This is a genomic window from Ruminococcus sp. RTP21484sp1_RTP21277st1_D2_RTP21277_210401 (genome assembly GCF_040924225.1).
In the GTDB taxonomy this organism is placed as follows: domain Bacteria; phylum Bacillota; class Clostridia; order Lachnospirales; family Lachnospiraceae; genus Blautia_A; species Blautia_A faecis.
This window is the reverse complement of the sequence record NZ_JBCOMJ010000003.1, coordinates 178,088-191,875: the sequence shown is the minus strand read 5'-3', so window position 1 is coordinate 191,875 and position 13,788 is coordinate 178,088. Positions and strand designations below refer to the sequence as shown.

20 protein-coding genes are annotated in these 13,788 nt (G+C 32.0%); 3 read left to right on the top strand and 17 right to left on the bottom strand.

Annotation, left to right across the window (positions count from 1 at the left end; translation table 11 throughout):
• Positions 1–11: 11 nt before the first annotated feature.
• The gene (locus AB5706_RS03775) at positions 12–566 is read left to right on the top strand and encodes a zinc ribbon domain-containing protein (RefSeq protein ID WP_368365888.1); all 555 of its coding nucleotides are present in this window, start codon (positions 12–14) and stop codon (positions 564–566) included.
• Position 567: 1 nt separating this feature from the next.
• Here AB5706_RS03775 and AB5706_RS03770 read toward each other — a convergent pair whose 3' ends face one another.
• Entirely contained in the window at positions 568–837 is a 270-nt protein-coding gene (locus tag AB5706_RS03770; protein ID WP_368365887.1) for a hypothetical protein, read from the bottom strand.
• Positions 838–868: 31 nt separating this feature from the next.
• Here AB5706_RS03770 and AB5706_RS03765 point away from each other — a divergent pair, with 31 nt between their 5' ends.
• Both AB5706_RS03765 and AB5706_RS03760 read left to right on the top strand, forming a co-directional pair.
• Positions 869–1,300: a DUF2513 domain-containing protein gene (locus tag AB5706_RS03765; protein ID WP_368365886.1), complete on the top strand. Its 432-nt coding sequence runs from the start codon at positions 869–871 to the stop codon at positions 1,298–1,300.
• Positions 1,301–1,339: 39 nt separating this feature from the next.
• Positions 1,340–1,882, top strand: coding sequence for an Ntn hydrolase family protein (locus AB5706_RS03760; protein WP_368365885.1), 543 nt, complete (start codon positions 1,340–1,342; stop codon positions 1,880–1,882).
• Here AB5706_RS03760 and AB5706_RS03755 read toward each other — a convergent pair.
• From AB5706_RS03755 to AB5706_RS03680, 16 genes are all read right to left on the bottom strand, one after another.
• A complete protein-coding gene (locus AB5706_RS03755) occupies positions 1,874–2,065 on the bottom strand; it encodes a hypothetical protein (protein WP_368365884.1) in 192 nt (63 codons plus the stop codon). The genes AB5706_RS03760 and AB5706_RS03755 overlap by 9 nt on opposite strands.
• Before the next feature lie 469 nt (positions 2,066–2,534).
• Positions 2,535–3,314, bottom strand: coding sequence for a phage tail tape measure protein (locus tag AB5706_RS03750; RefSeq protein ID WP_368365883.1), 780 nt, complete (start codon positions 3,312–3,314; stop codon positions 2,535–2,537).
• A 249-nt stretch (positions 3,315–3,563) separates the two neighbouring features.
• A complete protein-coding gene (locus AB5706_RS03745; RefSeq protein WP_368365882.1) occupies positions 3,564–4,244 on the bottom strand; it encodes a hypothetical protein in 681 nt (226 codons plus the stop codon).
• A gap of 98 nt (positions 4,245–4,342) precedes the next feature.
• Entirely contained in the window at positions 4,343–6,037 is a 1,695-nt protein-coding gene (locus AB5706_RS03740; protein ID WP_368365881.1) for a hypothetical protein, read from the bottom strand.
• 18 nt (positions 6,038–6,055) lie between these two features.
• Positions 6,056–6,589 carry a hypothetical protein gene (locus tag AB5706_RS03735; protein ID WP_195589975.1) on the bottom strand — a complete coding sequence of 178 codons (534 nt, stop codon included), beginning with the start codon at positions 6,587–6,589 and terminating at the stop codon, positions 6,056–6,058.
• A 75-nt stretch (positions 6,590–6,664) separates the two neighbouring features.
• Positions 6,665–7,219: a hypothetical protein gene (locus tag AB5706_RS03730; protein WP_368365880.1), complete on the bottom strand. Its 555-nt coding sequence runs from the start codon at positions 7,217–7,219 to the stop codon at positions 6,665–6,667.
• 230 nt (positions 7,220–7,449) lie between these two features.
• Positions 7,450–8,019, bottom strand: coding sequence for a RusA family crossover junction endodeoxyribonuclease (locus AB5706_RS03725; protein ID WP_368365879.1), 570 nt, complete (start codon positions 8,017–8,019; stop codon positions 7,450–7,452).
• Between the two features lie 5 nt (positions 8,020–8,024).
• Positions 8,025–8,321 carry a hypothetical protein gene (locus AB5706_RS03720; protein WP_173769270.1) on the bottom strand — a complete coding sequence of 99 codons (297 nt, stop codon included), beginning with the start codon at positions 8,319–8,321 and terminating at the stop codon, positions 8,025–8,027.
• Positions 8,322–8,334: 13 nt separating this feature from the next.
• Entirely contained in the window at positions 8,335–8,724 is a 390-nt protein-coding gene (locus tag AB5706_RS03715) for a hypothetical protein (RefSeq protein WP_173769269.1), read from the bottom strand.
• A gap of 10 nt (positions 8,725–8,734) precedes the next feature.
• Complete coding sequence (locus AB5706_RS03710; RefSeq protein ID WP_118583590.1) at positions 8,735–8,950, bottom strand: hypothetical protein; 216 nt, start codon at positions 8,948–8,950, stop codon at positions 8,735–8,737.
• Positions 8,951–9,065: 115 nt separating this feature from the next.
• Positions 9,066–9,518: a hypothetical protein gene (locus tag AB5706_RS03705; RefSeq protein WP_368365878.1), complete on the bottom strand. Its 453-nt coding sequence runs from the start codon at positions 9,516–9,518 to the stop codon at positions 9,066–9,068.
• Between the two features lie 60 nt (positions 9,519–9,578).
• Positions 9,579–10,391, bottom strand: a complete 813-nt coding sequence (locus tag AB5706_RS03700; protein ID WP_368365877.1) for a hypothetical protein — start codon at positions 10,389–10,391, stop codon at positions 9,579–9,581.
• A gap of 42 nt (positions 10,392–10,433) precedes the next feature.
• Entirely contained in the window at positions 10,434–11,201 is a 768-nt protein-coding gene (locus AB5706_RS03695; RefSeq protein WP_313718206.1) for a hypothetical protein, read from the bottom strand.
• Positions 11,189–11,809, bottom strand: coding sequence for a hypothetical protein (locus AB5706_RS03690; protein ID WP_368365876.1), 621 nt, complete (start codon positions 11,807–11,809; stop codon positions 11,189–11,191). The genes AB5706_RS03695 and AB5706_RS03690 overlap by 13 nt, the downstream gene beginning before the upstream one ends.
• 13 nt (positions 11,810–11,822) lie before the next feature.
• Positions 11,823–12,488, bottom strand: a complete 666-nt coding sequence (locus tag AB5706_RS03685) for a hypothetical protein (RefSeq protein ID WP_368365875.1) — start codon at positions 12,486–12,488, stop codon at positions 11,823–11,825.
• Positions 12,489–13,135: 647 nt separating this feature from the next.
• Positions 13,136–13,786: a hypothetical protein gene (locus AB5706_RS03680; protein ID WP_368365874.1), complete on the bottom strand. Its 651-nt coding sequence runs from the start codon at positions 13,784–13,786 to the stop codon at positions 13,136–13,138.
• Positions 13,787–13,788: the final 2 nt, after the last annotated feature.

Here is a 13,788-nt window from a genome sequence, read left to right as displayed (position 1 = left end):
TATATTCTATTATGGCACTTATAAAATGTCCTGAATGTGGTAAAGAGGTGTCTGATAAAGCACCTGCCTGTATACATTGTGGTTTTCCTTTAAATAACATGCAACCATCAAAAAATGAAAATATTTATTATAATATTGATATTTTATCAGCTGGATTTAACGACTATGAAAAACTAGAAGTTTTTATTTGTAAATTAAAAAATGTATATCAATATGAGGGAAGAAGCTTTTTAAATAAATTACCGCAAACATTAATGTTTGGGCTTTCCAAAGACAATGTTGATTATATAAATGGTATATTAAAAGACTTAAGATGTGAGACAAAAGTATATAAAGACCCAAGTAATACACCAGACACTATAGCAAATCAACTTGTAGAAGAATATAAGAAAAATATTGAATTAGAAGAGAAAAAAGCAAACGAGCCTATAAAGTGCCCTCGCTGTGGTTCAACACAAATTACCACAGGGCAGAGAGGTTATTCCTTTTTAACTGGTTTCTTAGGTTCCAATAAAGCTGTTAATAGATGCGCAAAATGTGGACATACTTGGGAACCGAGAGGGTAATTTATTTAATACCATATTCTTCCAAAAACTCATCAGCTATTTTATTTGAAACTTGTTTTATAATTTGAGTAAGATTACCATGAACGTCAATTTCCGGCATCTTATCAGTTGTTTCGAATTTAATAATGTCGTCAACGGACAAATTTTTAAAATGATTTCGTACTAATGTAAATGTGGTTTCAATATCACCTTCATCAGTACAATTATTTTCGTATAACAATTTAATAATTTTTGTTGCAATATTTTCTGTTTCAGAAATTGACCACAACATATTTTCACGACCTTTCTATGGAGGATTGAATATGATATTAAACTATGATTGTTTTAGAGATGTACTCTTATATATTGAAGAACAAGATAATATGAAGCTTAATGGAGATTTCAAGCGGATTATGTTAAAAGATATAAAGGATCACTTTTCAGGCAAATACACTGAAGAGGATGTACAATATTGTGTGAAAAACTTATTTGACGGAAGATTCTTAGAAGGATCGTATTCTATAGATGATAACTATAAATATGAAAACTGTAAAATTTATGATGTTACATTCGAAGGACATAAATTAGCAGAATCAATTAGACCTGACTCTATATGGAGGAAGAGTAAAGCTAAATTAAAATCTGTAGGTATTTCTTCTATAAATATGATCTCAGCAGTATGTGTAGAAGTTGCTAAAGTAGCTGTTACTGATCCTAAATTTATTACCGATATTGCCAATGGAATATTTAAATGATTTTTTAACATATTTAAAATATAAAATTGGAGGTATAACATGAGTCTAGTTATTGCTGCAATATCTAAAGATAATGATATCATTGTGTGCGGTGATTCCAGAATCGTGGATAAAAACAGTAATATAGTTACTGAAAACGAGAATAAGATTTATCAAATTAGTGATAAAGTTGTTATTGCTTATGCTGGTAGTAAAAATGATTTTGATTGCCTAAAAATATATTTAGAAATTAAATCAATATTATTAGACACAAATGATGTAGAATGCGTATATAAAGAAGTGAAAGATTATGAAGAAAATCATGCATCAAATGATGGAATTCATTTACTTATTGTAGGATTTAATAAGTGTAAAATACCACAAATATATCTTATAGGTACTGAAAAACATCAATGTCGTATTAGTAAATTACTACCGATAAATTATATGGCTATAGGTGATTATGACTTTGATTTATTTGTAGATACTCAAAAAGATTTTTCTAACATTATTAATGATATGAAAATAATAATAAATGATAGAGCAAAAGTAAATAATAATGTAAATACAAATATTAATACAGTTGTTTTAAGATCACAATAATCCTCCTGGATGACCGCAAAAATAATGTTTACCTTTTATAAAGAGCCATTCAAAATACTCCTTTATATCTTGAGGTGAAAGTAATATTTGGCTATGTAATTTATTTACCTCTTCATTATTGTAGTAGTCTATAACTTCATAATTACTTATTAAAAAAATGTGATCAAATAATTTTATTTCCATAATCAAATTAATCCTTTGCATTATTGTACCGATATAGAAATGTGTCGGTACTATTTTTTATATCTCTTACCAACGTTGATATGTACGTTTACCATAATTATAGTGAGAGATAAGTTCTCACTTTGTTTACATGTGGACTATACATTATAAGCTATTATTCTAAGGCGATAATAACTTAGAGGGTGGGTAGTCTCTGAGGATTGAATATTTTATTCCGTCCTGCTGATGATATCCTATCTGTCTATATAGACCTGGTACTTAGGCGTATTTATTCCCATATACCAGCTAATCAATTATTTCTGCTTTCGCAACTCATATAGAGTTTGATTAGTTTTACCAGTTTCCCAGCATTTACCCCTCATATTTTATTTTAAGAGTCATATGCTCACAGACTTGTAGTATTACCATTTTTATACATCCTTGTCTGCGCTATCCTCTGCTATATGTAAGCATTACCTGTGTTTTTAGGTTAAGATATACTCTTTACAAATTTAGTAATTCCAACTCCAGATAATATAGTACCAAGTGTACCAATATTTTCTGAAAGTTGAGTTACAAGTTTTAAGAATTTTGTTACATCAACAATAACTTTTTTAAAAATATCAGAGTTGATTGTTACTGTTGCTAATTCCTGTAATTGATTTTTTAATAAAAGCAGCTTCGCTTCAATACTGTCAAGATAAGCCTGGTTTTCTTTTTCTGCCGATCCATCGGCTGTTTTAGAAGACTCAATTGCTTCTCTAAGTACATCTGGAGACTGCAATATACTACTTGCTATGTTTGCGCGGTTCTTACCTGCAATTGTCTCAAGCAAAAGGTTTATATTATTACTTGATGTTTTTTTATCTGTTTCTTCGATTTCGGTATAAATATCAGCAATTTCTTGTAAAATCTCAGCAGTGGATTTGTAATTACCGTTTTCATCAAGAATATCTATGCCTTTGAAACCGTTTGATGCAACTTTCGTTGCGCTCATAATTGTATCACGAAGTTTAGAAACAGTAGTGATAACACCTTCCGTTTCCTCACCTATATCATTCAACTGTTGTACCGCAACACTTGTTCCAGTTAAACGAAGAGCAATTGTACGCATTGCTGCTCCGACTGACTCTGGATCTTGAGCGATTTGGTTACCGGCAGTGATTAATCCAATACTTTCGTCAATGTCATTTCCTGCTGTTTTTAGAGCAGAAGCTGATCTTTGTAATGCTGATGCTAAACCATCGGTGGAGATGGAAAAATTATTCAAACTGTTACTTTCGAGACAAGCTCTACTGACCACACAAAAAATGTATGGCGCATAGGCATTTCTACCTACGTCTCACGCTTTATATAAATTGGGATTATAACGTGACGATTACACTAAGAAATGTAAAAGAGCCTTTCGGCTGTTCGGACTGGATCTTCATCCTATAAAATAGGAGAGTAGCGAAACCCTATTTGTTGTCCAAATAGAATGTTACGGTCTCTACGGTGCCAATACAACAAAATAATAATACTATGCAATTTTTTTTCTTTCGATATACTTATATGTATCTATAAAATCTTCTCCAACTCTTCCTAAATATTTATATTTTAAATCTACTTTATAAATCATGGATTGAATTTGAGTTATGTATGGGTATACTAATTTGATAAATTTCTTTAAACTGTTAATATTTATTCTTAAAAAGAAATGTCCTTTTTCTGGTCTTATTGAAACATCTATATTCCACTTTTGCTTAAAATAATTTTTCATTATAATATGTTCATCATAGCTAAAACAATGAGTACTTAACTTTCCATATCTATTTCCGCCATCTTTCGTTAAAGAAATATTACCATCATCCATCCACCAGACCGCAAGTCCTAGTGGAGAAAGTTGATTTAAATATTCTAATGAAATTGTTTTAACGCCTTTATCTGAATATAAATTATCTTCAATAAAATTAATTAAATTATTACCAATATATTTTTTACTAATAACAAAATAATATCTTAAATAATTTTTTCCATCTCTTGCATTATAAACACTATGAATTTCTGCTTTTGTATCAAAAAAAGAATATTTCCATTGTACATATTCCAATTGTTTTTCGCATTGAGAAAATGCAATTGTTTTTCTTTTCAGATTAAAAGAAGAATCACCTAATAATCCACCTAAGATAATTTGTTCTTTTGGTAAAGAAAATTCTTTCATTAATTATTATCCTTTCAGTCTAATTTGCATATAAAATATTTTGTATAATCGTTACCACGGTCTTGGCTTTCCCATAAGCTATTAACCGTTATAGCTACTTACAGGGAATATAATAATTCCCCACATGTTACCATGTGTTTAGGCATAATCATTTCACCTACCTGATTAACCTTGTCCACCAAATCTGACTCTGCTACCTCCTTGAACGCTGATTTCATTGAGATAAGAGCAGATGTTGCATCTTCGATATTGTCAAATTCTGATACATTTAATAATTTATTGGCATTAGCTGCTGACTCCTTGGCATCCGAGAAGGTTTCTCCGAGCCTTAAAAAATCGGCAGTACTGTTCTGAATTTGGAGAGCAGTAGTACCTAAATTATTTGCAATATCAAAACTTTCTTTCTGAAAGTTTTTTAAATTATTGATCGGTTCATCTGATACTTTTCGCATTTCTGTAAGAGCAGTATCAAACTCTTTAACTACTTCTAAACCTTGCTTAAATGTTTCCCATATCTTATTCATCGCTTGAAAGGATGTAACATATTGAGCAAGGTTTGTCATTTTGGTTTTCCATCCACTAAAAAATTTATCTATTCCACTTGCTACTGGTGCTGAAGAAGTGGAAACTCTTGACATAGCTCCGGATGCTAAATTAAGTTGTGCTGTTAAAGTCTGTACATTACCTGAAGCATCTTTAAATGATCCTGATAACGTTGCTAAACCGTTTTTTATATTAGTTTTTCCAAAATCAAGATTATCTAATCCAGACATTTCTCTGAGAAAATTCTGTAACTCTACTTCTGCAGTACCTTCATTTGGATTATTAATAACTTTGTATACATTATTTAAAGAAGTTTGGAGTTTACCAACTTTATTTTGAAATGTTTCAATACTCATTGATCCAGATGCGACTGCTGATGCCCATTTTGTAATATCTTGATATCCAGAATTAAACATGTCATTCATTCCAGAGATATTTGATTTCGCATTTTTTAGACTATCCATATCAGTAAATGCTTTTTTTATTTTTTCTCCATATTTACTGATATTTTGACTTACAACTTTTTGAGTATCTTTTAATTTCTGTTCTAAGTTTTTTTCTGCAGTGTTGTTTCCTGTTTTTCCACCAGTTCTACTTAAAACGGAAAGTCGTTCTTCTTTAAGCTTTTTATACTCTTCAGTAGTTGAACGATATTCAGATAATACCTTATTTTCAGCTTCTGTATTGATTAAATATTTTAAATCTCCAGTAAAACTCTTATCAGTTACATATTTTGAAGTTTTTTCTAATGCAGCCTTATTTAAATCTTCCTTATTGCTTTTCAAAATATTCGCAAGATTCTGCAACTCATCTTTTTTTGCCAACATAGCATCAATCTGAGTCATTAATCCGGAAGTAACTTCTGATCCTAATGCTTCTTTAAGATTTTGAGCAGAAGCAGCAATTTCACTCATACTTGATTTAATTACATCAATAGAAGTTAAATCTAATAATGTAAACTGCTTTGAGTTTCCTGAAACAATACTTTCTGCGCCTTTACCAATATTAGTTAATGGCTTTCCAGCACCATTGGCAGACTTCTGTAATTTATCAATCTCTTTAGTGACGTTTTGAATATTTTTTCCTGCATTTGTCAACCCAGAGAAAATATCACCATTAAATTTTACGTTACTAATTTTCTGTAAAGCTTTCGCTGTTTTTTCAAGCTCATAAGCAATACTTTTTAATTGGCTGACTTTACTATCATCAACCTCTATACCAGTTTTTATACTAAAATCTTCATTAGGCATATAAATTCACTTCCTTTCTTACCATTTTAGATATCCAATAAACGTACTCCACGTAAGTTCCTTAATTGGATCTTTCTTTTCACTAATGTATTTCTGCATAAGCATATAAGCAGAAGTTGTTTTTGGAGCAGGTCTTCCCCATTCTGAAAAATTAAATCCTGTTCTCCAATATGGAGTTCCAGGAGCTGGATGTTCAGGACCATCAATGGCTCCACCGTGATAACCTTGTTTAAATATATACTCATAAATGTAGTCATTACCTACTCTATGTCCACCTAATTCATCAGAGCTTAAATTAACATTAATTTCCCCTGATAATGGCTTTACATCATATACATTTAATAGAGATTCAGTTCTTTCATAGTATTCAGGATTGAATGACATATACCAATCTTCAACTGCGAACCTGCTTGCACTTTCAATCTCAGGAGCAGCCTTTTTAGGTATTTCTTCATTTGTTTTCTTTTCTGCAGTCTCAATACTATCAGCTAATTTTCTAAATTTTCTAGCCGCCTTATTGAGATCAGAGGCGTTAATTTTTAATGAAATCATATTTTAACTCCTATTCAAACTGTAAAAAGCTCCATGACCTTTGACAGCCATGGAGCTTAACTAAATGTTCATATTTTATTTTGAAGAAATCGCTTTAACAAGCTTTATAATATCTTCCTTACTAATATCTTTCATCGCTTCAGCAAATACTGGTGCGAGAGAAGTACCAACCTGTTTCAACACATCATTTATTCTGGTAATCTGATTCTGAATAAATGCTTGTGTTCCATAATGATTAGTCATAAAATCCTGTGCAGTCATTTCCTCAATAGCTGTAAATTCTGTGACATCATTACCAATTGCTTTAATAAGTTCTACAACAAGTCCGTCTCTGTTAAGATAATCATAATCTTCAGCCATAGTCTTATTGTCCATATGAATATATGTATAGTTGTTAATAATCGTGTACACATGAAGCACATGTCTAACTGGAGAGCTGACGCTTATAATATCCTTTTTCTCAACATCTTTCCAATATGCGTTTTCAACAATTTTTTCAGCAAGAGTCATTTTTGTATTAATCGGCATATACTCAATTTTTACCATTGATTTAATATAATCCTGTTTCTCCTGATCTGATTCCTTCTTATTATATGTATTAATAAATTCCTGTACGGTAATATCTTTCATAGTTAATTACTCCTTTTCAAACAATTTTTCCTTTTACTCATAAACAGTAACTTTCCAATAGTTTCCATCGGATGTCCAAATTTCTATACAATCACCATATGGATTATATTTAACTCTGCATACCTGTGGTGATTCACATATTTTCCAATAAACATCCGATGGAATTCTATAGTTACTTCTTGTTAATAGTTCACTAATCTCATAAGAGTACATAATAATTTTTCCAATATTTAATTTTTCATTTCAGAGTATTTTTCACATACATAATCCTTGATTTCCGGTTGAACCCTTCCTTCAATAGCCTTTCTTAATAAACTGCAATTTCTTGCATAGCGTTTACATGTTTTGCATTTGTCTTCAAATTTTACCTTATCATCGTCACTATTAAAGATCCCAATATATTCAACAGGATAAATTGTAAGCTCAATCCTTGGATTGTCCTTATCATAAAAAATTCTCTGAGGGCGGAAGAGTGCTACATTATCATCCTTCCATATTAGCTGTGTTTCTGTGATTGTATCATCTAAGCATTTTTCATAGTTTGCACAATCTTTATCAATTCTGTCAAAATAAAAAACAGCATCTATAAAAAAATGCTGTGTATCATTTACCTCTCTGGTCCAGTTCTGTTTTTTTACTTCATCCTCGATTATTTTCTTGAATGCCTTTTTATAATCCTTGGCTTCTTTGGTCTCATATACCATTGAAAGTGGTCTGCCATTTTTCATTATGGTACGCACAGAAGTGTAGTGATTAACTGAAGGTGGCATAGGAGAGGTTAGGTATAATTTTTCTGCCATCTGTATTATTTAATCTGTCCAATAAACTGTTTTACTTTATCAAAACCAACCATTGCACCAACGCCGCTTAAAATTCCAAGTAGCACTGCACAAATAATATTGTTTACATCAAAAGCAATACCATATAACTGGTAATATACAAGTGTTCCTACAGTTCCGATAACAATTGCAACAATAAAAGCAAGTAAATTGGAAGCATATTTTCTATTTGCTTCATCAAGTAATTTTTTAATTGTCTCAACTACAAGTCCTGTTGCAATACTATAAATTGCAAATAACATAATAAAAATATTTGTATTCATTCATCTCACCTCTTTAACCGGATGCTTTATTTTCTTCTTCATTATTTAAGTCTAAAGTTACATATGGAGTCTCTATCGGATTTTCAAACTGTCCCATTTGATGTTCCACACGACTATTTTTCATATAACTTAAAACAGTTGGAATTAATGAGGCAGGAATAGCGACAAGTGCATACATAAAACTTGTGTCACCTGTAATAGTTGCCATATGTTCTGTAAACCATAAGATCTGTATACAAATGGCAATCACAGTCCATAACACCATCTTACTTGTTCTTGGTTTCTTAAACTTAGGAAATCTGCGTTTTGCTTCTCTAAGTTCTTTTTTCATTTCATATTGACGCTTTTGCTGTTTGATCTGCGTCATTTCTTTTTCAAATTCTTTTTCTGTTAAATATTTCATAATGTATCACCTATAATTCGTGATTTTTCCATTTTTCTCTAAGTCTCTTATGATCACTGATAAGGAATGCGAATACAAAGCGTCCTGGATTTCTTTTTGAATCTAAGACTGCCTGTAGTTCTGCATTACCGCGAAAAATATAAGCATTACTCTGAAGAGCATTTTCAAAGAATACACATTTTTCAGGATCATAATATTTATTCATTACTTCGTTATATTCGCGCATAAGCATTTGTCCTTTTGGTCATATAGAAAAGCGAAAAAATGAGGTAAGAATGATTTTAAAACGCGAACAATGCGAATAGGTCATATTTTTCTTACCTCCTTAATCACTCTTCAAATTATTTATTAGTAGCTTTATTAACTACTGGTTTTACTGTAGAAGCCGGTTTAATCTTTACTGCCTGTTTCTTTTTCTCATCAGATTTCTCAAAAACTTTGTCATTTTTAAGAACTGGTTCGATATTTTTGATTTCATCCATTACCTCATCAGAATCATCAATTTCGTCATGAACTGTTTTTAATTCTTCATCAGAGATCTGCATGATTTTATCAATATTTCCCTGTACAGATGAATTGAACGGAATATTTTTAATATTCATTGCAAGAAGTTTTTCTCTAGCTTCTTTCTGAGTAAGTCGTTTACCAAGCCAATCACTAATAATGTAGTAAACATCCTGGCACTCAGCTCTATCAAAAAGAGTTCTCCATTTTGGCTGACGTTCATATTCCCAACAATATGGACAGTATTCATATTCAGTCTCACACATCAAACATTTTCTTTTTTTAGACATGGTATCTCCTTTCTTTCAATAAATCCCATGGACCTATTAGCCCATGGGATTAAGAAAATATCAGTCTTCGTCTGCCTGTACATCATCTTTTGGGAATACCATATAGAACAGACGTTTCTTTCTAGCACAGTAGTCAGACTGAGCATCACCCTTATAATCAAATGTAGAATCATTCTTCATAGCAATTGTGGTCTCTGGACTTGGCTGGAAGCTTGGGAAGACAATGTAACCAAGGCGCAGAACGTCCTTTTCACATGGGTCACAATATAATCCAACAATTGTAAGTCGAACTGTTTTAGGGAATTTATTTGCATGATTCTCAATAATAACAGTGTCTTTACACTTGTACTCATATTTAATAAGCAGCTGTACGATTTCTGCATTGTCCTTTACTTTAGTTGGGAAAGTAATCTTCTTTGCTGCCAACTGGAATTTTGTATTCTCGTCAGCCTCACCATCAGACAGAGTAAAGGATTTACCGGTACCACCATCTTTATAAATTGGTGTTACACTAACAGTACCAGTAACAGGCTCATCTGGAAGATCGAACTCTGCTTTACTTGGATCTACAAGAAGCATTTTTGGAGCTTCCATTTCACCTACAGTGTCAACCATGATCTTTTTAGATCCAGTTGTACCTGCATAAGCGCCAAGTACAAGGTGAGTATTTGTCAGAGTAACGGCTGCAGCTTTAGCAGTATAAGATCTCTTAATAAGAGCACCATCCTTATCAACAGAGTCTTTTGTATCTGCAGAAATGTCGATAGAAACATCACTGATGTCCGGAAGTCTGTAATAAACTTCTCCAGTGTCTTTATTATCAGCGACAGCATGAAGGGCTGAGTCCCAAATTACACCATCAAGATTAAACATGTGTGTATCCTCCTTTAAAATTTTTGCATAAAAAAAACAGACCTAAGTTTGGTCTGTGCTACGTAACCAGTTAAATGATTCTTGCTTAATATTTTTTGTATCCATAAATCCACTATAAGCTCCTTGTGTAAGAGCAATAGTAGAAGTGTAGATTTGTGAACGCTTAACAGCATCCATAAATTCATATATTCCACATTCTTTTAACTGATCTTTACTATATTTGAAGCCAGGATAAACAAGCATGGCAGAAATCAAATTAACTAATTGAGATTCATACGGCTTATTTGCCTGAGCTTTCATTCTGTTTCGGTCTCTTTCAATGACCAATTTCTTTGCAGTTGCTCCTTTTATAATCTTAGTCCCTGTATAAGTCATACCATTAATACGTCTTACATAAGAAATCATATGATGATAAATAAAAGAATCAATTGCAAAATCAAGTTCTTCATTATAAAGAACTGTTTCGCCTGTCTCATTTTTTGTAGCTAAGCGGAATTTACTAAAATCTAAATCTCCAAATAAAATTCCTGTTTTGTCTGGCGTTAAGCTTGTAGCAAAAACACAGAAAAAATCAAATTCACTAATCTTATTCCAATCTTGCCCATTATCCCAAAGCATTACTTTAAAATCAGATGGTGTACCACATAGCAGTCCAATCATCTGATAATATTCCTGTTCACCAAAATTAATAATATCCTGCATAGTCGGTTGCGAAATCGTTATATAACTGTTCAGTCTATATGGTTCTCTAAATAGAAGTTTGCACTCATCATATTTAAAGATTGATTCATCAAACTCTAACTTGTCCATGGCTGTTTATTAATAACCTGTCGCTTTCCATTTCGAATACCGGTGATATTATTTGTGGTTTCCTGCTCAAGAACAATAGTGCGAATAATATAATTTGAATCTGTAAAAGATTCCTTATCACTTACAATATAGCAATGTGCACCAAAAATATTAGACCAATTAAATCTTTCACGAAGAATTGAGCCAATAAGATCATGCCGTGTAATTCCTGTAAGTGGATCAATTGCATCACGTACATCTACCATTACTAAAAAAGTAACATTCATATAACACATGATTTGGTTGTACTTTGGAATGTCTGTGAATTCAGTTTTAAAACAAAGATGGTGCCGAACTTTATCTTGTGTATTAGGTAAATAAAAGTGAGGGTGGATATTCCCCTCTTCTCCATAATACATAGACCAATCACCTGTGTAGTTAATAGTTCCGTCTGGATTAAAAAGTTCAGTATTTTCTAAGTCTAAATTATGAAATGCATACAAGAGTTCTGGAGATTTTAGTAAGGCTTTTTTAACCTTTTCTTTTAGATAAATATTATTATCATCAGGAACGCTCGTTAATGCTGTAAGCTTTGCAAGAAGTTCCTGCTTTGTTTGAAGCTTATCCATTTATGAGCCTCCTTTATAATACGGATGAAATTTGAAGTTGAATCTCTCCAACAATATTTCTTCCATCTTTATTTATAGAGCATTTAATTACAAGAATTTTCGTTAAATACTCTTTATTGTCTGCTATTTTAATTTTAATTTTGTTGCTTTCTTTTTGCTCTAACCAGGTGATTAAATCAGTATTATCCGTGACTTCGATTTCATCTGGATCTTCATGTCTGTTATTTTTTACATAACATGACCAGCTGCTTTTTGCTAAATATGGAATAAATTCATCTGTAATTTCACTTCCCTGTATATTAAAGAATTTTGCAGTAATTAACTTATAACTACCGCCAATCTTAATCTTATTAGCATTGCATGATAAATCACAATGAATAGTATCCATTTTTATCTCAGTATCTGTATGGAATGGAGTATCAGTAGGTACTTCATTATCAAACAAATCTGCATACATAGCAAAAATGTCGCCTTTGGCAATTTCAACATCATCTCTACCATCTGTATAAGGATCAAATTTATCCTGTGCAAAAGTAAGTCTCTTCAGTCCAAATAGTGGAGCTGTTTCAACTTTACTTACCTGGAATACATTTGGTTTTTCTACAGGTGCAGAAATAATTATACGCATATTTTTATTGTCTTCTTCTACATAGTAAATGTCTTCAGTAATTGGATTCAACGGAACGATTGCCTTAAACTGGCTCTCAGTGGAAGTAGAGTAATACCTTATGTTACTTTTACAGTTCGTTAAGCTGCAAAAGAGCACGAATGCTTTTCTCATATTTTCATATGAAGTGCTGACTATATCTTCACCATGCCTTACGGTTTAGGTGTTCTCCATTTCGGACACTTGTCCTACATAATAGTCGATGAACCTTACTCTGTTCGAGTTTTGGCTGCTGATTGTCTAATATTTGTAATTTTTAACATTCACGATTAGCTATATTTCATTCTTGCGTTGTAGTTTACAAATCTCTAAAGAGTTTCCAGCAATTAGAAGAATTTCACTGCACAGTTTCCAAATGCAGTGGACAATTACTTATCAGTCCATACAAATGTGTTACTTATTTGATTCGTTAATTCAAATAAGACCTTTCGGTTTTCTCTTTCTTTCAAAAGAAGTTCAGACTATATCTTCATCCTTTCGGATGTCCTCCACAGTACCTACTTAGGTAACTTAGTCGTTGAACGTTCCTCTATTCGAGGCTTCGCTGCTGATTTCCCATTAAAAAAGAGAACAGGGGATTTAACCTCGTTCTCATACAATTAATTTTTTCTGCTTTCGCCACATTCACGATTAGTTATATTTCATACTTGCGTTGTAGTTTAATTGTCTTTAGGAATTTCCAGCAATTCAAAGGATAGATTCCCCCTTATTTCTAAAAGGAAGGACCATGTAACAGATCCTGAGTTGTACGAGGATTGTGTCCTCGTCACTCCCCAAATTTTCCGTTTATACCGTTTACCGTTTTTCTTTACAATAAAATGAAACCAATAATCACATGGAAGAATATTATATTTGACAAACTGATTTGCTATTTCTTTTGTACAGATAAGCCATCTATGATAAATACCTTGATCATCAGGCAAATCACAATATAATCCTACAAAATCGTCATTCGAGTATTTTCGTCTGTAATCTGTCTCAAAATAATAGAGTTCATCAGTCGGTTCGAATTGTGTTTTCTGGCTTGGTTTAAATTGTAGATAATACTCAACCTGGTCTTTATCCAGTGAGCTATAAGATTTGACAATAAATTTTGCATCAATGCGAGTTTTGGTTGTATGTGGTCCATAGGTAATATTTCTATTCAAAGTAGGAGAGTCATCATGATAATAATCATAGATATAACAAACCCTTGATGCGATAGAATTATCCCATGTTGCTTCCATAGCATCATCAGATTGTTTTTTAATCTGCTGACCAACTGTTCCAATATTCGCGTATAATTGTTGCATTTCTCTAAAGGTAGGCATAA